15 protein-coding genes are annotated in these 20,733 nt (G+C 76.8%); 10 read left to right on the forward strand and 5 right to left on the reverse strand.

Annotation, left to right across the window (positions count from 1 at the left end; translation table 11 throughout):
• Position 1: 1 nt before the first annotated feature.
• Entirely contained in the window at positions 2–838 is an 837-nt protein-coding gene (gene serB, locus WDZ17_RS12085) for a phosphoserine phosphatase SerB (protein WP_339575413.1), read from the reverse strand.
• A gap of 188 nt (positions 839–1,026) precedes the next feature.
• Positions 1,027–2,280, reverse strand: coding sequence for a glucose-1-phosphate adenylyltransferase (glgC, locus tag WDZ17_RS12090; protein ID WP_339575414.1), 1,254 nt, complete (start codon positions 2,278–2,280; stop codon positions 1,027–1,029).
• A gap of 190 nt (positions 2,281–2,470) precedes the next feature.
• Between glgC and glgA the strand changes: the two genes are divergently transcribed.
• Positions 2,471–3,679 carry a glycogen synthase gene (gene glgA / locus WDZ17_RS12095; RefSeq protein ID WP_422631976.1) on the forward strand — a complete coding sequence of 403 codons (1,209 nt, stop codon included), beginning with the start codon at positions 2,471–2,473 and terminating at the stop codon, positions 3,677–3,679.
• Positions 3,680–3,703: 24 nt separating this feature from the next.
• Here the strand turns inward: glgA and WDZ17_RS12100 are convergent, their stop codons facing one another.
• Entirely contained in the window at positions 3,704–4,483 is a 780-nt protein-coding gene (locus WDZ17_RS12100) for an Rv1486c family protein (protein WP_339575416.1), read from the reverse strand.
• Positions 4,484–4,532: 49 nt separating this feature from the next.
• Between WDZ17_RS12100 and WDZ17_RS12105 the strand changes: the two genes are divergently transcribed.
• The 3 genes from WDZ17_RS12105 to WDZ17_RS12115 are packed head-to-tail and all read left to right on the forward strand — an operon-like array spanning position 4,533 to position 7,104.
• Positions 4,533–5,393: an ABC transporter ATP-binding protein gene (locus WDZ17_RS12105; RefSeq protein WP_339575417.1), complete on the forward strand. Its 861-nt coding sequence runs from the start codon at positions 4,533–4,535 to the stop codon at positions 5,391–5,393.
• 35 nt (positions 5,394–5,428) lie between these two features.
• A complete protein-coding gene (locus WDZ17_RS12110; RefSeq protein WP_422631977.1) occupies positions 5,429–6,226 on the forward strand; it encodes a sulfite exporter TauE/SafE family protein in 798 nt (265 codons plus the stop codon).
• Positions 6,223–7,104 (forward strand): TrmH family RNA methyltransferase, encoded by an 882-nt coding sequence (locus WDZ17_RS12115; RefSeq protein WP_339575419.1) that lies wholly within the window; start codon positions 6,223–6,225, stop codon positions 7,102–7,104. Before WDZ17_RS12110 ends, WDZ17_RS12115 begins: the two co-directional genes overlap by 4 nt.
• 13 nt (positions 7,105–7,117) lie before the next feature.
• Here the strand turns inward: WDZ17_RS12115 and WDZ17_RS12120 are convergent, their stop codons facing one another.
• Together WDZ17_RS12120 and ppc are read right to left on the reverse strand one after the other, a co-directional pair.
• Positions 7,118–7,669, reverse strand: coding sequence for a YbaK/EbsC family protein (locus tag WDZ17_RS12120; protein WP_339575420.1), 552 nt, complete (start codon positions 7,667–7,669; stop codon positions 7,118–7,120).
• A gap of 117 nt (positions 7,670–7,786) precedes the next feature.
• The gene (gene ppc, locus WDZ17_RS12125) at positions 7,787–10,675 is read right to left on the reverse strand and encodes a phosphoenolpyruvate carboxylase (protein ID WP_339575421.1); all 2,889 of its coding nucleotides are present in this window, start codon (positions 10,673–10,675) and stop codon (positions 7,787–7,789) included.
• 185 nt (positions 10,676–10,860) lie between these two features.
• On the opposite strand from ppc, the gene WDZ17_RS12130 reads away from it, so the two are divergent.
• From WDZ17_RS12130 to WDZ17_RS12155, 6 genes are all read left to right on the forward strand, one after another.
• A complete protein-coding gene (locus WDZ17_RS12130; protein ID WP_339575422.1) occupies positions 10,861–12,375 on the forward strand; it encodes an MFS transporter in 1,515 nt (504 codons plus the stop codon).
• 727 nt (positions 12,376–13,102) lie between these two features.
• On the forward strand, positions 13,103–14,407 hold the full coding sequence (locus WDZ17_RS12135; RefSeq protein WP_339575423.1) for a glycosyltransferase: 1,305 nt from the start codon (positions 13,103–13,105) through the stop codon (positions 14,405–14,407).
• Positions 14,404–16,281: a hypothetical protein gene (locus WDZ17_RS12140; RefSeq protein WP_339575424.1), complete on the forward strand. Its 1,878-nt coding sequence runs from the start codon at positions 14,404–14,406 to the stop codon at positions 16,279–16,281. Before WDZ17_RS12135 ends, WDZ17_RS12140 begins: the two co-directional genes overlap by 4 nt.
• Entirely contained in the window at positions 16,281–17,519 is a 1,239-nt protein-coding gene (locus WDZ17_RS12145; protein ID WP_339575425.1) for a glycosyltransferase, read from the forward strand. Before WDZ17_RS12140 ends, WDZ17_RS12145 begins: the two co-directional genes overlap by 1 nt.
• Complete coding sequence (locus tag WDZ17_RS12150; RefSeq protein ID WP_339575426.1) at positions 17,516–20,044, forward strand: galactose oxidase early set domain-containing protein; 2,529 nt, start codon at positions 17,516–17,518, stop codon at positions 20,042–20,044. Before WDZ17_RS12145 ends, WDZ17_RS12150 begins: the two co-directional genes overlap by 4 nt.
• Entirely contained in the window at positions 20,041–20,646 is a 606-nt protein-coding gene (locus WDZ17_RS12155) for a hypothetical protein (protein ID WP_339575427.1), read from the forward strand. The genes WDZ17_RS12150 and WDZ17_RS12155 overlap by 4 nt, the downstream gene beginning before the upstream one ends.
• Positions 20,647–20,733 lie beyond the last annotated feature (87 nt).

The following is a 20,733-nucleotide window of genomic DNA, read 5'->3' on the forward strand; positions in this document are numbered from 1 at the left end:
GTCAGCGCGCCCCGACGAGGTGGGCCACGGCGGTGAGGTCGCGACGCCGCAGGACCACGTCGGCCGCCTGCGCCAGGACCGGCTTCGCGCAGAAGGCGACGCCGGTGCCGGCGGCGCGCACCATCGCGAGGTCGTTGGCGCCGTCGCCGACCGCGACCGTGCCCGCCAGAGGGACGTCGTGCTCCGTGGCCAGACGGCGCAGGAAGTGCTCCTTGGCCTCCGCGTCGACGACGTCGCCGAGCACCCGCCCGGTGAGCCGCCCGCCGTCGACCTCGAGCCGGTTGGCGTGGGCGTGCGGGATGCCGAGCGAGGTCGCCAGCGGCTCGACGACCTCGGCGAAGCCGCCCGAGACGACGCCGACCGGGACGCCGGCGGCCGCCAGCGCCCGCGTCATGGCGTCGGCGCCGGGGGAGGGGACCACCTCGGCGAGCACGTCGTCGAGCACCCCCACGGGCAGCCCCCGCAGCAGGGCGACGCGCCGGTGCAGGCTCCCGGCGAAGTCGACCTCCCCCCGCATCGCCGCCGCGGTGACCGCCGCGACCTCGGCCTCCGCCCCGGCGTGCGCCGCGAGCATCTCGACGACCTCGCCCGTGACCAGCGTCGAGTCCACGTCGAGGACGACGAGGCGCGGCAGCGCCCCCAGCGCCGCCGGGACCACGAGGAGGTCCACGCCGGGCGCCGGCGGGCGGGCCGCGGCGGACCGCCGCAGGTCGGCGACAAGGACGTCCAGGCCCTGACCGCGAGCGGGCACGACCTCCCACTCGACCCCCGCGTACCCCGCGCCGACGAGGGTGGGGACCGCGCGCAGCGAGACGACCTCGCCGCCGGCCGCGACCACGCGCTCGCCCGCCGCGTCGAAGGCCTCGCCCCAGCGGTCTGCGGACGCCCGGGCGGCCGCCCGGTCGTCGCCGTCGGACGCGCTGTCGAGCAGCAGTACCCGCGCGCCCGTCCCCGGCCCCTCCGCCGGCAGGGCCGGGCCCGCGAGCAGGGGCCGCAGCAGGCGGTCGCGGAGGTCTCCCGGGCGGGTCAGGGCTCGACCACCGCGTTCTTGCCGACGACCGTGAGCCCGGACGGCGTGACGACGAAGCCGCGGGCGCGGTCGTGCTCGTGGTCGAAGCCGATGCGCGCCCCCTCGGGGACGACGACGTTCTTGTCGAGGATCGCCCGGCGCACGGCGGCGTGGCGGCCGACCTGGACGCCGTCCAGCAGCACCGAGTCGCTCACGGTGCTGCCCGAGCTCGCCCGCACGTCGCTGGAGAGCACCGACCCCTCGACCGAGGCGCCCGAGACGAGGACGCCCGGCGCGAGGATCGAGTCGACGGCGGTCCCCGCCCGGCGGTCGGCGTCGTGGACGAGCTTGGCCGGGGGCAGCGGCCGCTGCTGGGACAGGATCGGCCAGCGGTCGTTGTAGAGGTTGAAGACCGGCAGCGCCGACGTGAGGTCCATGTGCGCCTCGTAGTAGGAGTCGATCGTCCCGACGTCGCGCCAGTAGCCGCGGTCGCGGTCGGTGGACCCGGGCACGTCGTTGCGCTGGAAGTCGTAGACGGCGGCGGCGCCCCGGCTCACGAAGTCGGGGACGATGTCCCCGCCCATGTCGTGCTTCGAGCCGTCGAGCGTCGCGTCCCGCGTGACGGCCTCCACGAGGGCGTCCGCGTCGAAGACGTAGTTGCCCATCGACGCGAGGATCTCGCCGGGGGAGCCGGGGATCGTCGCGGGGTCGCTCGGCTTCTCCCGGAAGGCGGTGATGCGGGGCGTGGTGGCGACGTCCTCGCCCTCGCCGACCTCCATGACGCCGAACTGGTCCGCCATCCCCACGGGCTGGCGGATCGCGGCCACGGTGCAGCCCGCGCCCGCGGCGACGTGCGCCTCGACCATCTGGGAGAAGTCCATCCGGTACACGTGGTCGGCGCCCACGACGACGACGATGTCCGGGCGCGCGTCGTCGATGAGGTTGAGGCTCTGGTAGATCGCGTCGGCGCTGCCGAGGTACCAGTTCTTGCCGAGCCGCTGCTGCGCCGGCACCGGCGTGACGTAGTTGCCGAGCATCGTCGACATCCGCCACGTCATGGAGATGTGCTTGTCGAGGCTGTGCGACTTGTACTGGGTGAGCACCACCATCTGCAGGTACCGGCTGTTCGCCACGTTCGAGAGGGCGAAGTCGATGAGCCGGTAGCTGCCGCCGAACGGCACGGCGGGCTTGGCACGGTCGGCGGTCAGGGGCATGAGCCGCTTGCCCTCGCCGCCGGCGAGGACGATCGCGAGGACACGGGGGCTGCGCATGGCCGGACCCTAGGCCCGCGGCGCGCCGTCGGCACAGGGTCCGTCGGCGCGTCCCTGCCGCTACGGTCCGCGCATGGCCAGCGCAGCCCACCCCACCGCCGCGACCCCCGGGACCGGGCCGGGCACCGAGCCCGGCGGGCGGACCCCACCCCTGGCCGCACCCCGGGACGGGAGGGGCGGGGACGACGACCTGCGGGTCGACCTCCTGACGCGCGAGTACCCGCCGGAGGTCTACGGCGGTGCCGGCGTCCACGTGGCCGAGCTCGCGCGGGCGCTGCGCCCGCTCGCGGACGTGCGCGTGCAGTGCTTCGGGGCCCCCCGCGACGAGCCGGGCGTCACCGCGCACCCCGAGCCGGAGACGCTCGCCGGCGCGAACGCCGCCCTGCGGACCCTCGGCGTCGACCTCGGCATGGTCGCCGCGACGGAGGGGACCGACCTCGTCCACAGCCACACCTGGTACGCGAACGTCGCCGGCGTGCTGGCCGGGCAGCTGCACGACGTGCCCCACGTCGTCACCGCCCACAGCCTCGAGCCGCTGCGGCCGTGGAAGGCGGAGCAGCTCGCCGGCGGGTACGCCCTCTCCAGCTGGGCCGAGCGGCAGGCGATGACGACCGCGGACGCCGTCGTCGCCGTGAGCGCGGGCATGCGCGCCGACATCCTGCGCTGCTACCCGGACGTGGACCCCGAGCGCGTCCACGTGGTGCACAACGGCATCGACTCGGGCGAGTGGCAGCGCGACGACTCGCCGGAGGCGCGCGAGCACGTGCGCTCCCTCGGCGTGGACCCCGAGCGGCCGAGCGTCGTCTTCGTCGGACGCATCACGCGGCAGAAGGGGCTGCCGCACCTGCTGCGGGCCGCGGGCGACCTGCCGCCGGAGGTGCAGCTCGTCCTGTGCGCCGGCGCCCCGGACACGCCCGAGATCGCCGCCGAGGTGGACGGGCTCGTCGCCGAGCTGGCCGCCCGCCGCTCCGGCGTCGTCCGCGTCGACCGGATGCTGCCCCGTGCAGAGCTGTGCCAGGTCCTGTCGGCGGCCACCGTCTTCGTCTGCCCGTCCGTGTACGAGCCGCTCGGCATCGTCAACCTCGAGGCGATGGCCTGCGGCACCGCGGTCGTCGGCACCGCCACGGGCGGCATCCCGGAGGTCGTCGACGACGGGCGCACGGGGTGGCTCGTCCCGATCGACCAGGTGCAGGACGGCACGGGCGCGCCGACCGACCCGGAGCGCTTCGCCGCGGACCTCGCCCGGGTGCTCACCGAGGCGACGTCCGACGTCGCCGAGGCCCGACGTCGCGGCGCCGCCGGCCGGGAGCGCGCCGTCGCGGAGTTCTCCTGGGACGCGATCGGCGAGCGGACGCTCGAGGTCTACCGCGCGGCGCTGGCCGCCCGCCGAGCCGGGTGACCCCCGCGACCGAGCGGCACGGGGTCAGCGGCGGACGGGCTCCAGCGCCGCGTTGACGGCGGCGACGACGGCGTGGCGCGCGACGGCCTCGACCCCGCGGAGGGCCTCGGTGCGTCCCCGGGCCTCCCAGCCGCTGACGACGGCGCCGTCGTCCTCCGACGCGAGCGCGACGATGCCGCGCAGGCGCACGGCCGTGCCGAGGACGCGCTGCGCCCGGGGCGGCGTCGAGGCGGGCAGGGCGTCGCGGGGGAGGGCGCCGTCGCGCACCAGGGCGATCCGTCCCGCCGCGTCGTCCCGCCAGCGGGCGACGTCGAGGCGGTGCAGCGCGTCGAGGGCCTGCGCGAGCGCCCGCTCGAGCTGCCGCTCGGCGTCGGCGAGCGTCGTCGACGGGGGAGCGGCGGGGCGCCGCACGAGCTCGGCGCGCCAGGCCACCATCGCGCCCGGCTCGAGGACGGACCCGAACTCGGTGACGTCGGGCCAGACCCCCCAGCGGCGACCGGTCGCGTCCTCGTCGTCGGTGAGGACGCCCTCGCCCACGTCGAGCGCCTCGACGTTGAAGGACGCCGGTCCCGGCAGGCCGCTCACGTCGCCGGGCACGGGCAGGACGAGGCGCAGGCCGCGGTGGCCGGCGGCGCGCCAGCCCTCGAGCAGCTCGGCGAGGTCGGTCGCGGGCACGTCGCCGGCGGCGGTGTGCGGCTCGTCGTCGCGCTGGACGGCACGGACGGCGGCCGCGAGGGGTACCTCGCCGCGCAGCACCGCCGTGCCCCAGGCGGCCAGGCGCGCGGAGCGGGGCAGGTCGATCACGGCGTCCAGGCTACGAGCCCGGTCCGCGGGCGCCGCTAGGGTCGCGCCCATGAGCCAGGCCACGACCTCCGGCCCCGGGGGCACGGGCCCCGGCGCCGCGCCCACGGCGAAGGGCGCCCCCGACGAGCCGGTCCTCGACCTCGACGGGGTCACGGTCGTGCGGGACGGGCGGGCGCTGCTCGACGACGTCTCCTGGGCCGTCGGCGCGGACGAGCGCTGGGTCGTCCTCGGCCCCAACGGCGCCGGGAAGACCACGCTGGTACAGGTCGCCGCGGGGCGGACGCACCCGACGAGGGGGCGCGCCGAGGTGCTCGGCGAGGAGCTGGGCCTGACCGACGTCTTCGAGCTGCGACCCCGCATCGGCCTGGCGAGCGCGGCCCTGGCCGAGCGCGTCCCGGCCGCGGAGCGGGTCGTCGACGTCGTCCTCACCGCCTCCTACGGGATGGTCGGGCGCTGGCGCGAGGAGTACGAGGGCCCCGACCACGACCGCGCGCGGGAGCTGCTCGGCGCCCTCGGCGTCGCGGGGCTGGAGCGCCGCTCGTACGGCACGCTGTCCGAGGGCGAGCGCAAGCGGGTCCAGATCGCGCGCGCCCTCATGGCCGACCCCGAGCTCGTCCTCCTCGACGAGCCCGCCGCCGGGCTCGACCTCGGCGGGCGCGAGGACCTCGTGCGCCGGCTCGGCGCCCTGGTCGCCGACGCGCACGCGCCCGCCCTCGTCCTCGTCACCCACCACGTCGAGGAGATCCCGCCCGGGGTCACGCACGCCCTCCTGCTGCGCGAGGGACGCGTCGTCGGGCAGGGCCCGGTGGACCAGGTGCTCACCGCGGAGGCGCTCGGCGCGACCTTCGGCCTCCGGCTGCGCGTCGAGCGCGGCGGCGGGCGCTGGTCCGCGCGCGCGGCCGCCGCGTGAGCGAGGCCCTCCTCGGCGACCTCACCGGCTGGCAGCTGCTCCTCCTGTCCCTCGCCGCGCTGTGGGCGGGCGCCATCAACGCCGTCGTCGGCTCGGGGACGCTGGTGACCTTCCCCACCCTCGTGGCCCTCGGCGTCCCCCCGGTGTCGGCGACGATGTCGAACGCCGTCGGCCTCGTCGCCGGCGGCGTCTCCGGCACCTGGGGGTACCGGCGCGAGCTGAGGGGGCAGGGACCGCGCGCGGCCCGACTCGTCCCCATGTCCGTGCTCGGCGCGCTCGTCGGCGCGTTCCTCCTGCTGCACCTGCCGGCCAGCGCGTTCGAGGCGGTCGTCCCGGCGCTCGTCGTGCTCGCCGTCGCCCTCGTCGTGCTGCAGCCCCGGCTCCAGGCGCGCACGCGGCGGCGGCTGGAGCACGCCGGCGTGGGCCCGCGCGGGTCGCTGACCGGGCCGCAGGCCCCGCCCGCCCCCGGACGGCGGACGCAGGTGCTGCTGCTCGTCGTCACCTTCCTCGTCGGGATCTACGGCGGCTACTTCACGGCCGCGCAGGGCGTCCTGCTCGTCGGCGCGCACGGCGCGCTGCTGCTCGAGCCGATCCAGCGGCTCAACGCGATGAAGAACCTGCTCTCGCTCGTCGTCAACGTCGTCGCGGCGACCTCCTACGTCCTCGTGGGCTTCGACCGCATCGTCTGGGAGGCCGCGGGAGTCATCGCCGTCGGCTCCCTCGTCGGGGGAGCCCTGGGGGCGCTCGTCGGCCGGCGGCTGCCGGCGGCCGTCCTGCGCGCGACGATCGTCGTGCTCGGCGTCGTCGCGCTCGTGGCCCTCGTCGTCCGATGACGGGTCCGGAGCCGGTGCGCCCGCCCGACGGCGTGGCGGTCCCCGCCGGCGTGGTGCTCGCGTCGGTGGACGCGGCGGGCGACCCCCGCCTCGGGGACTACACCGGCCTCACGGACGTCGCGCTGCGGCGTCGGCGCGAGCCGGCCGAGGGGCTCTACATGGCCGAGTCGAGCACCGTCCTCGCCCGGGCGCTGGAGGTCGGGCACACCCCGCGCTCCCTCCTGCTCGCCGCGCGCTGGCTGCCCGACGTCCTGCCGCTGCTCGGCCGGCACAGCGCCCGCTGGGCGGGGGAGCGCGACGTCCCGTGCTTCGTCGCGCCCGAGCCGCTGCTGCGGGAGATCACGGGCTTCCACCTGCACCGCGGCGCGCTCGCGGCCATGGCCCGCCCGGTGCTCCCCGAGGTCGACGAGGTCCTGGCCGGCGCCCGCCGGGTCGCCGTGCTCGAGGACGTCGTCGACCACACGAACGTCGGGGCGGTCTTCCGCTCGGCCGCCGCGCTCGGCGTGGACGCGGTCCTCGCCGCACCGCGGTGCGCCGACCCCCTCTACCGGCGCTCCGTGCGCGTGTCGATGGGGACGGTCTTCCAGGTGCCGTGGACCCGGCTGGACCCGTGGCCGGGCGGCCTCGACCTGCTGCGGGAGCGGGGGTTCACCGTCGCCGCCCTCGCGCTGGCCGAGGACGCCGTCGACCTGGACGAGCTCGCGGCCGACCCGCCGGAGCGGCTCGCGCTGCTGCTCGGCACCGAGGGGGACGGCCTCTCGCGCGCCGCCGTGGCCGCCAGCGACGTCGTCGTCCGGATCCCCATGGCCGGCGGCGTGGACTCCCTCAACGTCGCCGCCGCGAGCGCGGTCGCCTTCTGGGCGCTGCGGGCCCGCTGACCCCCGACGCCGGTCAGGCCGACGGACGGCCCAGTCCCTCGGCGAGCTCCGCACCGGGGAGCCGCAGGAGCACGGCGCCGGGCAGCGCGAGCTTCGACCGGCGCACCCCGCTGCCGACGACGGCACGGGGGAGCGCCGCCACGGCACCGTCGACGAGGACCCGCCACCCGGCGGGCAGGCCGAGCGGGGTGATGGCCCCGAACTCCATGGCCGAGGCCGCGACCGCCTCCTCGCGCGGGAAGAACGAGGCCTTGCGGACGTCGAGGGCCCGCTTGACGAGGCCGTTGACGTCGGCGCGGTCGCTCCCGCGCACCGTCGCGGCGGCGACGCGCTGCTCGCCGTCCCGCCGGCCCGCGACGAGCACGCAGGTGGCGCACTCCTCCCGCGCGACGTCGGTGGCCTCGACCAGGACCGCCGTGTCGGCCACGCCCGGGTCGACCTCCGCGACGAGCACCTGCGCCGCGTCCTCGGGCGTCAGCGCCCGCAGGGCCGCCGCGACCGGCTCCGCGAGCAGCCCCGGCCGGTCGAGCGCCGGCGCCCAGGTCGGCGTCGTGGTGTCGCCCATGCCCCGCACGCTACGACCGGCCGGCCACCCGACGCCTCGCCCACCCCGACGACGAGACGTCGTCGAGGTACGCCGTGGAGGCCGCGGCACCACCAGGCCGTCGTCGAGGTGCCGGGGTCAGCCGGTGTTGCGCATGCCCGCGGCGATGCCGTTGATGGTCAGGAGCAGGGCGCGGCGCAGCACGGGGTCGACGTCGTCGCCCTGGGCGCGGGAGCGCTTCAGCAGCTCGACCTGCAGCGCGTGCAGGGGGGCCAGGTAGGAGTCGCGCAGGTCGAGGGTGCGCCGCAGCACGACGGCGGACTCGAGGAGCTCGGACTGCCCCGTGACGGCCAGGACCTCCGCGCACGTGCGGTCGTGCTCGGCGCGCAGGACCTCCAGCAGCCCGGCGTGCTCGGGCCCGCACAGGGTGTCGACGTAGCGCTGGGCGATGGACAGGTCGGTCTTCGCCAGCGTCATCTGCACGTTGCCGAGGAAGCTGCGGAAGAAGGGCCAGGTCTCGTACATCTCGCGCAGCGCGTCGCCCCGACCGGCCTCGCGGGCCGCGGCGAGGCCGCTGCCGACGCCGTACCAGCCCGGCACGTTGATCCGGCTCTGCGTCCACCCGAACACCCACGGGATGGCGCGCAGGTCCTCCAGCCCGCCCGTGCCGCCGGGCCGGCGCGCCGGCCGCGAGCCGATGTTGAGGTGGCCCAGCTCGTCCACCGGCGTCGCGGCGAGGAAGAACGGCACGAGCCGCTCGTCCTCGACCAGGGCGCGGTACCGGTCGCGCCCCGCGGCGGCGACGACGTCCATCGTGGCGTCCCAGACGTCGAGCACCTCCCGGCCCAGCACGGAGGCGCGGTGCAGGACGGACGCCTCCAGCACGGCGGACAGCGCGACGTCGAGGTTGTGCACCGCGAGGCCGTGGAGCAGGTACTTGTCGGAGATGACCTCGCCCTGCTCGGTCACCTTCATGGCCCCGTCCAGGCTCCCGTAGGGCTGGGCGAGGATCGCCTCCCCGGTCGGGCCGCCGCCGCGGCCCACCGAGCCGCCGCGGCCGTGGAAGAGCCGCAGCTGCACGCCGTGCTCGCGGGCCACGTCCCGCAGGGCCCGCTGGGCGCGGTGGATCTGCCAGCGCGACGCCGCGATGCCGCCGTCCTTGGAGCTGTCGGAGTAGCCGAGCATGATCTCCTGCACGTCGCCACGGGCGGCGACGAGGCGCCGGTAGGAGGCGTCGGACAGCAGCGTGCCCAGCAGCGGGCCGGCGGCCTCCAGCTCGGTGATGGTCTCGAAGAGGGGCGCGAACCCCAGGCGCGCGGTCGCCGGCACGTCGGGGTCGGCCGGCAGGTCCACGAGGCCCACCTCCCGGGCGAGGACGGCCACCGCGAGCAGGTCGTCGACGCCCTTCGTCATCGAGACGACGTACGTCTCCACCGCGTCGTCGCCGAAGCGCTCCAGCGCGGTCCGGACGGTGCGGAAGAGCTCGACCACCTCGGCCGCCGTGCCCTCGACGGCGTCGAGCGTCGCCGCGCTGGCCAGGGGCCGCCCGCCGGCGAGCTCGGCCGAGAGCAGCGCGCGACGCTCCTCGCGGTCCAGGTCGCCGTAGGGGCGGTCGCCGGCGCGGGCGCGGTCGACGAGGGCCTCGAGGGCCGCGTGGTGGCGCTCGGAGTGCTCCCGGACGTCGAGGACGGCGAGGCCGAGGCCCGAGGCGGCGACCGTGCGCAGGGCGCGGGCGACGACCCCCTCGGCCACGAGCCCGCAGCCGTTCTCGGCCAGGGAGCGCTGGACGAGCTCGAGCTCGTCGAGGAGCTCGCCGACGTCGGCGTAGTCCCGTCCCGGCTCGTGCACCCGCACCCCGGAGGCGCCGGCGCCCGCGACCCGGCGCCCCGTGGCGACGAGGCGCTCGCGGACGTAGCTGAGCTTGAGCCGGTAGGGCTCCTCGGCGTTGAGGCGGTGCCGCAGGTCGAAGACGGCGGGCAGGAGCTCCCGGTCGCGCTCGAGGCTGTCCCGCAGCTCGTCGGAGACCGCCACGACCTGCGTCGAGGACGCCAGCTGGACGACGAGCTCGTCGACCGTGCGGAGCAGCACGGCGACCCCCGTCTCGTGCTGCTGGGCGAGCACCTCGAGGGTGACGGCCGGGGTGACGTTGGGGTTCCCGTCGCGGTCGCCCCCGACCCAGCTGCCGAAGCGCAGCGGCCGGGCGCGGTGCCCCAGGTGGACGCCGATCCCGTCGAGCCGCTGGTCGAGCTCCTCCAGGAGGTCCGGCAGCACGCCGGTGGCGAGCGAGGAGAGGTAGTACAGCGCCGAGCGGGCCTCGTCGGCGGGCTGCGGGCGCTCCACGCGCAGCTCGTCGGTCTGCCACAGCAGGTCGACGAGCTCGACGACGCGGCGCTCGTCGGCCTCGGCGTCGGCCGCGCGCCGCCGCGGGTCGCCGGCCCGGTCGAGGGCCGCCGCGGTGCGCGACAGCAGGTCCAGGACCGAGCGGCGGCTGGACTCGGTGGGGTGGGCGGTGAAGACCGGGCGCAGCTCCATCCGGTCCACCACGGCCTGGACGTCGGCGCGCTCGACGTCGCCCGCCTCGAGCGCCTGCGCGATGCGCGGCACCGTGAGGGCGAGGCCGGCGCCCGGGCGGGTCGCGAGCTCCTGCGCCCGGTGCAGCTGCTCGGTGATGTTGGCGAGCTGGAAGTACGCCGTGAAGGCGCGCGCGAGGACGACGGCCGTGCCGTCCTCGACGCCCTCGAGCACCCGGCTGAGCTCGGCGCCCTCGTCGGGGCGGCGGGCCAGGTGCCGCACCCGCTCGACGAGGTCGAGCAGCTCCGGGCCCTCGTGGCGCTCGAGCGCCTCGCCGAGCAGCGCCGCGAGCCGTCGCACGGACGCGCGCAGCTGCGCGTGCGCCGCGTCGGAGGACACCCCGTCGACGGAGGGCCCCTCGCCGCCTGCGCCCGGCCCCCGGGCGAGGGACGCCGACGGGCCGGGGGCGGACGAGCCGGGGGCGGACGGGCCGGCGGACGGGGATGCGGGGGTCATGGCGCTCCTCGGGGGCGGGGCCGGTGCCGGGCCCCGCCCCTCGGGCGCAGGCCCGGCCCGTGCCGGGTCCGGGTGTCGACGCCAGTGTGGTGCAGCCGCCGCCGAGGCTGCGGCCGGTCCCGTCAGGCGGCCGGTCCCGTCAGGCGGCCGGTCCCGTCAGGCGGCCGTCCCCCTAGCCTGCGCCCGTGACGGACGCCGCACCCCCGCCCCAGCCGGTCGGGCCGGGCGGCGCCCCGCACCACCACCGGCCGGGGGACGGCCGGCGGGGCCGTCGTCGCCCCGAGGAGCTGCCGGACGGCGGCCTGCGGGCGCAGAGCCCGCAGGGGCGGGCCGTCCTGCTCGTGCTCGTCCTCGGCTCCGGCATGGCGTTCCTCGACGGGACGGTCGTCAACGTCGCGCTCCCGAGCATCGGCGCCGACCTCGGTGCGGACGTCGCCGGTCTGCAGCTGACCGTGACGGCCTACCTGCTCACCCTCTCCTCCCTCATCCTGCTGGGCGGGTCGCTCGGCGACCGGTACGGCCGCCGGCGGGTGCTGCTCGTCGGCGCGGTCTGGTTCGCCCTGGCGTCGCTCGGCTGCGCGCTCGCCCCCGACGTGCCGACCCTGGTGGCGGCGCGGGCCCTGCAGGGCGTCGGGGGCGCGCTGCTGACGCCCGGCGGCCTCGCCGTCCTGCAGGCGAGCTTCGCCCGCGAGGACCGGGCGCGGGCGATCGGGACCTGGTCCGGGCTGACGGGCGTGGCCGGGGCCGCCGGCCCGCTGCTGGGCGGGTGGCTCGTCGCCTGGGACTGGCGCGCCGTCTTCCTCCTCAACCTGCCGCTGGCGGCGGCCGTCGTCGTCCTCGGGCTCCGGCACGTCCCCGAGTCCCGCTCGCCGGAGCGGGCTCCCTCCCTCGACGTGCCCGGGGCGCTCACCAGCGCGGTCGGGCTCGGCGGCGTGACCTACGCGCTCGTGGCCGGCCCGGACGGCGGCTGGGGCGCGGGCAGCGTCGTCGCCGGGGTCGTCGGCGCGGCGGGCCTGGTCGCCTTCGTGCTCCGGGAGCGCAGCGCCCGGCACCCCGTCGTGCCGCCCGCCCTCTTCCGCTCGCGCGTCTTCACCGTCGTCAACGCCGGCACGTTCGCCGTCTACGCCGCCCTCGGCGGCGTGATGCTGCTGCTCGTCCTGCAGCTGCAGGTCTCGCTCGGGTGGAGCGCGCTCGCGGCGGGCGCGGCCACGGCGCCCTCGACGCTGCTCATGCTGCTGCTCTCCGGTCGCTCCGGGGCCGCCGCCACCCGGACCGGGCCCCGCCTGCCGCTGGTGGTGGGCCCGCTCGTCGGCGGGGCCGGCGTCCTGTGGCTGTCCGGGGTCGGCCCGGGGGACGTCTACCCCGTGGACGTGCTCCCGGGGGTGCTCCTGCTCGGGTCCGGGCTCGTCGTCACCGTGGCACCGCTGACGGCGACGGTGCTCGCGGCGGCCCCGGACGCCCTGTCCGGGACCGCGAGCGGCGTCAACAACGCCGTCGCGCGCTCCGCGGGCCTCGTCGCCGTCGCCGCGCTGCCGGCGGTGGCCGGTCTCACCGGCGACGCCTACGCCGACCCGTCCCTGCTGACGCCGGCCTTCCGGACCGCGATGCTCGTCTGCGCCGGCCTGCTCGCCGCCGGCGCTCTCCTGGCCCTCGTCGGCGTCCCGCGGGGCCGGCCGGACGACGAGGTGCTGGGTCGCTGAGACCGCACGGCACGCTCGTCCTTCATGTGCGACCCGCGTGAGCCGGCGCACAAGTGCGCCGGCGGACGCGAGCAGCAAGCGGTAGGGGACGCGGTGCCATCGTGAACCGACCCGGTGCGGGCCGGGGATCTGTCGCAGGAGCCGCCGCTGCGTGAGCCTCAGCACGGTCGGTGCGCTGCTCAAGCCCGGGCGCGGAGCAGCGACGAGCGGCTGTACCGGGGGCGCGGGCTGGGGCGGGGGAGCCCGCTGTCGCCAGCACCGCCTCGGAGACCGCGATCGCAGCGCCCACCGTCCGTGATGACGAGCTGGAGCGGCCGAGGACGGTGAGCAGTCGTCGTCACGCAAAGTTTTGCCTGCAGAGATTGTCGGAAAGGGCTGCGCTCCTTCGTCGCCGTGCGTCATAGTCCAACCACCCGGGAGCGGCCGCCCCGGGGAGGTCGCCGGGGCGCTCCAGCTCTCGTCGGCCGCCGTCGGGAGGCCACCCGACGAGGTCGCCCCCGCCCGGCCGGCGGGGGCCGACCACGACCCCGTCCGGTCACCGCCGGAGCCTCTGCGCCCGTCCTCCCGCTGCGCGACGTCCTACGACGCCGCCCTCGTCGTGCTGCCCGCACCGGCCCGTGCGCCTCGTCGGCGCGTCTGGGACGACCTGTGGGCGCCGTCATCCCCACCTGCCGACCGGGCCGCCCGGTCGTGCGCCGCCACGTGACACCGAGCCCGTGAGGCCCCCATGACGCTGCTGACCTGCACCGCCCTTGTCGTCGCCGCGGTGCTCACCGCCATCGCGGGGTCGACCCTGCGCGGCGCCCTCCACGCGTGGCGGACGCCCGAGGCCTTCGAGGGCTCCGGATACCCCGCGGCGCTCCCGCCGTCCCTCAGCTTCAGCCTCGTCGTCCCCTGCCGCCACGAGGCCGAGGAGGTGGTGCGGGCCACCCTCGAGCGGCTCCTGCGCCAGGGCCACCCCGACGTCCAGGTCGTCATCTCCGTCGGGCACGACGACCCGGCCACCTCGGCCGTCGCCCACCGGCTGGCCGGGGAGGCGGCCGCCGCCGCGGCGGTCGTGGGCCGGCGGCGCGAGGTGCTGGTCTCCGTCAACGGCGACCTGGTCAAGAACAAGCCCCGGCAGCTCAACACCGCGCTGCCCCTGTGCACCGGGGACGTCGTCGGCGTCATCGACGCCGAGAGCCTCACCCACCCCGACCTCCTCGAGCGCGTCGACGGCGTCTTCCAGGCACGGCAGGCGGACGTCGTCCAGGGGTCGGTGCACCTGGTCAACTTCCGCGACACCTGGTTCGCCCTGCGGAACTGCCTGGAGTACCGGACCTGGTTCCGGTCCCGCCTGCACGGGGCCGCCCAGGTCGGCTTCGTCCCCCTCGGGGGGAACACCGTCTTCACGCGCCGCGCGCTGCTGGAGGAGGTCGGCGGCTGGGACCCCGACTGCCTCGCCGAGGACTGCGAGATCGGCGTCCGGCTCTCGACGATGGGCAAGAAGATCGTCTGCGTCTACGACCCCGCACTCACGACCCGGGAGGAGGCGCCGGACTCGCTGAGGTCGCTCGTGAAGCAGCGGACGCGGTGGTCCCTCGGCTTCATGCAGGTACTCGCCAAGGGGGAGTGGCGACGGCTGCCTGGCCTCCGCCGGCGGGCCACGGCCTGGTGGACGCTCGTGCAGCCGCACGCCATGGCCTTCACCGGCCTCGTCCTGCCCTTCGCCCTCGTCGTGGCCCTCACGGCACAGCTCCCGACCGCGGTGGCCATGCTGCTGTTCGTCCCGCTGGTCCCCACGCTCCTGACCGTGGGCTTCGAGACGGTCATCCTCCGCGAGTTCGGCCACGACCTCGGCTTCCGCGTCCGGTGGCGGGACCAGGTCGTCCTCGTGCTGACCACGCCGCTCTACCAGGTCGTCCTGGCCGCCGCGTCCGTCCGGGCGCTGTGGAGGTTCGTCGGCCGGGACTTCACCTGGGAGAAGACCCGGCACAGCGGGGCGCACCTGGGCCTCACGGGCGCCGAGGCGACGGCCGAGGGCGCCGCGTGAGCGCCCTGGCCCCACCCCGTCCGGCGGCCCCGCCCCCGCCGGCCTCCCCGGCACGACCGCCGGCGAGGGGGCGCTCGCCCCGCGGGGAGCTCCTGCTCGTCCTCGCCGCCCTGCTGGCCGTCGGGATCGTCCACGCGGTAGGCCTGGCCGGGTGGCCGGCCTTCTTCGACGACGAGGGGACCTACCTCTCGCAGGCGTGGGCCGTGCCGGAGGGTGCGCTGGCGCCCTACACCTACTGGTATGACCACCCGCCGGCGGGCTGGCTCCAGCTCGCGGCCCTCTCCTGGCTCCCGTCCTTCCTGCTCCCCGACGGCGCACCGGCGCTGGTCGCCGGCCGCGTGGTCATGGTCGGCTACACGCTCGCGACGGCGACCCTGCTCTACCTGCTGGCGCGGCGCCTGCGCCTGGGGCCGGCCCTCGCCGCGGCCGGGATGCTGCTCTGGGGGCTCAACCCCCTCGTCGTCTTCGAGGGCCGGCAGGTCCTCCTGGACAACATCGCGCTGCCGTGGCTGGTCGGCGCCCTCGTCCTGGTCAGCGGCCGGCGGCGCGACCTGTGGCACGTCACCGCGGCCGGCTTCTGCTTCGGCACGGCGGTGCTCACCAAGGAGACGCTCCTCGTCCTCGCCCCCGCCGTGCTCGTCGCCCTCTGGGTCTCGGCCTACCGCCCGACCCGGGCCTTCGCCGTCATGGGCTTCTCGGTGGCCACGGCGCTGACCGGTGCGACGTACCTGCTCATGGCGCTGCTGCGCGACGAGCTCCTGCCCGGCCCCGGCCACGTGAGCCTCTGGGACGCGCTGGCCTTCCAGATGGGCCGCCCGGGCTCGGGCTTCATCCTCGCCGAGGGCAGCGGCGCGCACGGGACGCTCGGCATCTGGCTGCACTACGACGCGGTGCTCGTCGTCGCCGGTCTGGCGGCCGCGGTCGTGTGCTGCGCCGTGCGCCGGCTGCGCGCGGTGGGCGTCGGCGTCGCCCTGGTGACCGCCCTGGCCCTGCGCCCGGACGGCTACCTGCCCTTCATGTACGTCGTCGTCGCGCTGCCGCTGCTCGCCCTCGCGGTGGTGGGGGTGCTCGACGTCGCGTGGAAGGCGCTCGGACGTCTGCCCGGGGGAGCGGTCCGCAGGACCGGCCTCGTGGTCGCCGTGACGGCGGCCGTGGCCGCGGTCGGGCTCGTCGCCCCGCGGTGGCTGGCGGCGACGGCCGAGGCCCGTGGCTCGGACGCCAACGCGGCGCACCGGGAGGCCCTCGCCTACGTCGAGGACGTGCTCCCGCGGGACTCGCGCGTCGTCGTCGACAACACCTACTGGAACGACCTCGTGCGCGCGGGGTGGTCCGACGACGGCTTCTCCGGGGCGATCTGGTTCTACAAGATCGACCTGGACGCCGAGGCGAGGACCGAGCTGCCCGGCGGCTGGCGGGACCTCGACTACCTCGTGTGGTCGCCCACCCTCGCCGACGACCCGAACAGCCTGCCGACGCTCGCGGCGGCGCACGAGAACAGCGAGCTGCTCGCCGCCTTCGGCGGCGACGACCCGGGGCAGCGGGTCGAGGTCCGACGCGTCGTGGGCCCAGGGGTGGGCCCGGGGGGACGACCCGCGTCCGGCGAGGACGCGGCGCCGGACGTCCCGACCGGGGACACGTCCTCGACGGGCACCTCCTCCGCCGGGTCCCGGTCGTCGGGGACCTCCACCTGGTCGCCGCCGCTGCCCCCGGGCTGGTCCGCGGAGCCGTCGTCCGACCGGGCCGAGCGGGCCGCCGCGGTCATGCCGCTCACCCCTCGGGTGCGGGACGCGCTCCGGGACGACGACCGGGGGTGGGTACCGCCCCTGCCGCCTAGCTGGTCCAGCCCGTCCACCGACTCGTCCGAGGAGCCCTGATGAGCGCTGCCGCACCCTCCGTCTCCGTGGTGGTCCCCACCTACAACGAGTCCGCCAACGTCGTCGAGCTCGTCCGTCGGCTGCAGCGGGCTGTCCCGGGGGCGGAGGTGCTCTTCGTCGACGACTCCGACGACGACACCCCGGACGTCGTCCGACGCGCCGCCGCCTGGTCCACGCTCGACGTCCGGCTGGTCCACCGCGCCCGGGGCGAGCGTCACGGGGGGCTCGGCGGCGCCGTCGTCGAGGGCCTGCGCCACGCCCGGGCGCCCTGGGTGGTCGTCATGGACGGCGACCTGCAGCACCCGCCCGAGGACGTGCCCCGCCTCGTCGCCGCCGCGGCCGCGCCCGGGACGGACGTGGTCGTCGCGAGCCGCTACTGCGGCGGCGGCGCGGCCGCCGGCCTCTCGGGCGTGGTGCGGCACTGGGTGTCGACGGCGTCGACCCGCCTGGCGCGCGCCCTCTTCCCGCACCGGCTGCGCCGGTGCTCCGACCCGATGACGGGGTTCTTCGCGCTGCGGCGCGCGGCCGTGGACGTGGAGGCCCTGCGGCCCCGCGGCTTCAAGATCCTCCTCGAGATCCTCGCGCGCACCCGCCTGCAGGTGGTCGAGGTCCCCTTCGTCTTCGCCGACCGGCACGCCGGCCGGTCCAAGGCGGGGGTACGCCAGGGGATGCACTTCGTGCAGCAGCTGCTCGACCTCCGGCTCGGCCGGACGTGGCGGTTCGCCCTCGTCGGCGCGACCGGTGCCGTCGCCAACCTGGCGCTGATGGCGGGGTTGCTGGCCGTCGGCAGCCACTACCTCCTCGCGAGCGTCCTCGCCACGGAGGCGACCATCGTCGGCAACTTCGTCCTGCAGGAGAGGTACGTCTTCCGCGACCTCCGGCACGGGGCGGCCCGCCTGCGGCGCCGCGCGTGGGAGTGCGTCGGCTTCAACAACGTCGAGCAGCTCCTGCGCCTGCCGGTCCTCCTGCTGCTCGTCGAGGTGATGGAGGTCGCCAGCGTGCCGGCCCAGGCGCTGACGCTGGCGGCGGCCTTCGCCGGACGCTTCGCGTTCGTCTCCAAGGTCGTCTACCGCCGTCGCGGCGTCGTCCCCGCACCGACGGTGGCGGACGCCGTCGCGGCCGTCGTGGCCGAGCTGCCGATGCCGCGGACCTCGCCGCCGGGCGGTTCGCCGACGGCCCCCGTCCTGCCCGCGGCCCTGCCCCTGGACGAGACCGAGCAGGGGGTGGAGCGGGCATGAGCGCCGGACGGATCCGTGGCCGGCGGGCGGCGGCCTGCGCCGGCGTGCTGGCCCTCGTGGTGGCGCAGCTGGCGGCGGGGGCGGCTCCCGCGCTGGCCGCCGCGGAGGCGGTCGTGCCCAACGGGACCCTCGAGGCCGGTGGCGCCGCGACCTTCGACTGCTTCTCCCTGAACGGCTGGGGCACCGGGACGCCGACCCTGACGGCCGTGCCCGGACCGGACGGCGGCCGCGCGGCCCAGGTGCGGCTGAAGGGACGGACGCAGGGCGACCGCAAGCTGATGATGACGGAGAACGCCACCTGCGCCCCGGGCGTCGTCGCCGGCAAGGTCTACTCCCTCACCGTCACCTACCGGTCGAGCGTGCCCACGACCCTGACGCTGTTCCGCCGCACCGCCGCCGGGTGGACCTACTGGACCGACGTGACGACCGCGGCCGTGGCGCCGGGCTGGACCGACCTGCGCGCCGTCACCCCCGTGGTCCCGGAGGGGACGGAGCAGGTCTCCTGGGGGCTGTCGCTCGCCCGCGACGGCGTCGTCGCCACGGACGGGTACGCCATGGCCGTCGCGGCGACCCCGGGCACGCCGGCCACCGACGAGCTCGTCGTCGGCGGCGGGCTCGAGGAGGGCGCCGCCGTGCCCCGCTGCTTCCAGCGCGCCGGGTGGGGCCAGCACACGACCACCGACGGCTTCTCGGCCGACACGCGGACGGGGACGGGCCGTTCGTGGCGGACGAGCATCAGCGGGTACGTCTCCGGCGACCGCAAGCTCCTCGCCTCCGAGGCGGCCGGGTGCGCGCCGGACGTGACGCCCGGGCTCGTCTACACGGCCTCGGCGTGGACGAAGTCGTCGGGCACGAAGGGCGCGCTGACGCTCTTCCGGCACACGGCGGCCGGGTGGAGCTACTGGACGGACGTCGCCGACGTGCCGCGCAGCGACACCTGGGTCGAGGTCACGGCCTCGCTGCCGCCGGTGCCCGAGGGCACCGACCGCATCAGCCTCGGGGTGTCCCTGGCGTCGAACGGGACGCTCCTCGTCGACGACCTCTCGCTGAGGCCTCCGGCGCCCCCGCCGCCGCCGCAGCCGGTCCCTCCGGCCGCCGGCGACCTCGCGGTCACGGGCCGGTGGACGGTGCGGGACGTCCGGATGCCTGTCCGCGGCCTGCACACCACGCTCCTGCGGGACGGGCGGGTGCTCATGATCGCCGGCTCCGGCAACGACGGCCCGAGCTTCGCCGCCGGGGCCTTCAAGACCGTCGTCTGGGACCCGCGGGCCGACACCTTCACCCCGGTCGCCACGCCCGTCGACCTGTTCTGCACGGGCCACGTGACCCTGGCCGACGGACGGGTCCTCGTGATGGGGGGCACGCAGGCCTACCCGGACACGCCGGGGGCCGCGAACTTCGAGGGCCTGCGCCAGAGCTTCGTCTTCGACCCGGCCACCGACTCCTTCAGCCGGGTCGGCGACGCGCCCGAGGGCCACTGGTACCCCACGCTGACCAAGCTGGAGGACGGTGACGTGTGGGCCGCGGGCGGGCTCCGCGAGGACTCGGCGGGCACGGTCGGCACCGAGATGTACGACGCGGCGGCGGGGCGCTGGCTCGGTCGGGGCGAGGTGCCGCAGACGTACAACTACTGGGGCACCTACCCGCACATGTTTCTGCTGGACGACGGCCGGATGTTCTACAGCGGCGGCCACACCTTCGGCGAGAACGTCCCCGGGACCGGCGCCCGGCTCTACGACTGGCGCACGGCGCAGATGTGGGACGTCCCGGGCCTGCGTGACGTCCGCCAGCGCGACCAGGCCGCGTCCGTCCTCCTGCCGCCGGCGCAGGACCAGAAGCTGATGATCATCGGCGGTGGGCACACGGAGGCGAACCTCCCCGGCGTCTCGACCGTCGACGTCGTCGACCTCTCGAAGGACGACCCCGCCTACGTCCCGGGCCCGGACCTCCCCGGCCCGGGGAAGCTCTACGTCAACGCCCTAGACCTGCCGGACCGCACGGTCCTGGCGGCGAACGGGGCGACCGGCAACCGTGCAGGAGACGTCATGACCGCTGCCACCTACTCGCCGGCGACGGGACGGTGGACCCGTGTCGCCGCCGACCCGGTGGGACGCAACTACCACTCCTCCGCCGTCCTGCTGCCGGACGGGCGTGTCGCCGTCTTCGGCAGCAACCCGGGGGACGGCTCCTTCGAGCAGCGGATCTCGGTCTACGAGCCCCCGTACCTCTTCAAGGGACCGCGGCCAGTCGTCACGAGGGCCCCGGAGGCGGTCACCTACGGCCAGGTGGTCGACCTCGGGGTGACCGGCACGGTCGCCGCCGTGAACCTCACCAGCCCGGGCTCCGCGACGCACCAGACGGACACCAACGCGCGCCTGGTCGACGTCCCCTTCACCGCCGAGGGGACGACGCTCACCGCGCGCGTGCCCGACAACCCCGCGCTCCTGCCGCCGGGGCCGTACATGCTCACGATCCTCGACACCGCGGGCGCCGTCTCGACGGCGACGTGGGTGACGGTCCGATGAGCGGGACGAGGCGTCCCCGTCGGGGTGCACCGGCCCCGGCCCGGGCCGGAGCCGGCGCCCGGCGGCGGCGGGTCACCGCGCTCGGCGCGCTGAGCGCCCTCGTGCTCGCCGGTCTGGTCGCCGCGGTGCCGGGGGGCGGCGAGGACGCCTACGCCGGTCCGCGGGGCAGCGCGGGGCGGGCACCCGACCCCGCGACGCAGCCGCAGACGAGCCTCGCGGCCGCCGCGGCCGCGGGCGCCGCGCCGGTGCGGGGAGGGACGGCGGCGAAGAAGCCCCCGACGGTCCCCGCGGCGAGGAAGGAGTCGACGAAGAAGCTGGCGAGGAGCGCCCGGTCCTCGCCGGAGGACGTGCTGTCGCCGGAGGCGGCGAACGGGGGCTGCCGGCTCGAGTACGGCCGGGGCGGGCAGTGCCTGCCCGTCGTCCCCCCGGGGGCTGCCGCCCACGCCGGTCACGGCACGGGCGTCACGTGGACCTGCGACCTCGTCCGCGAGACGTTCCCCGACGGCATCGAGGTCCGGGGCGGGGGGGTCGGGGGCGCGGGGGACCCGCTGCACCTGGACACCGACCACGACGGCACGGGGTGCGGACCGGGTGACCGGTGAGCGACCGGTGGGCGACGACCGGGCGGCGCGGGTGGCCGGGGGCGGTGGTCGGCCGGCGCGCCGGGGGGCCGGGGGGCCGACGCCCCC

The organism is Pseudokineococcus basanitobsidens, from assembly GCF_037482545.1.
Lineage (GTDB): Bacteria > Actinomycetota > Actinomycetes > Actinomycetales > Quadrisphaeraceae > Pseudokineococcus > Pseudokineococcus basanitobsidens.

Excerpts from the sequence above, each read along its gene's own strand:
- glgC (WP_339575414.1), bottom strand. The coding sequence starts at position 2,280 with ATGCGCAGCCCCCGTGTCCTCGCGATCGTCCTCGCCGGCGGCGAGGGC.
- WDZ17_RS12105 (WP_339575417.1), top strand. The coding sequence starts at position 4,533 with ATGAGCCAGGCCACGACCTCCGGCCCCGGGGGCACGGGCCCCGGCGCC.
- WDZ17_RS12115 (WP_339575419.1), top strand. The coding sequence starts at position 6,223 with ATGACGGGTCCGGAGCCGGTGCGCCCGCCCGACGGCGTGGCGGTCCCC.
- WDZ17_RS12120 (WP_339575420.1), bottom strand. The coding sequence starts at position 7,669 with ATGGGCGACACCACGACGCCGACCTGGGCGCCGGCGCTCGACCGGCCG.
- ppc (WP_339575421.1), bottom strand. The coding sequence starts at position 10,675 with ATGACCCCCGCATCCCCGTCCGCCGGCCCGTCCGCCCCCGGCTCGTCC.
- WDZ17_RS12135 (WP_339575423.1), top strand. The coding sequence starts at position 13,103 with ATGACGCTGCTGACCTGCACCGCCCTTGTCGTCGCCGCGGTGCTCACC.
- WDZ17_RS12145 (WP_339575425.1), top strand. The coding sequence starts at position 16,281 with ATGAGCGCTGCCGCACCCTCCGTCTCCGTGGTGGTCCCCACCTACAAC.
- WDZ17_RS12150 (WP_339575426.1), top strand. The coding sequence starts at position 17,516 with ATGAGCGCCGGACGGATCCGTGGCCGGCGGGCGGCGGCCTGCGCCGGC.
- WDZ17_RS12155 (WP_339575427.1), top strand. The coding sequence starts at position 20,041 with ATGAGCGGGACGAGGCGTCCCCGTCGGGGTGCACCGGCCCCGGCCCGG.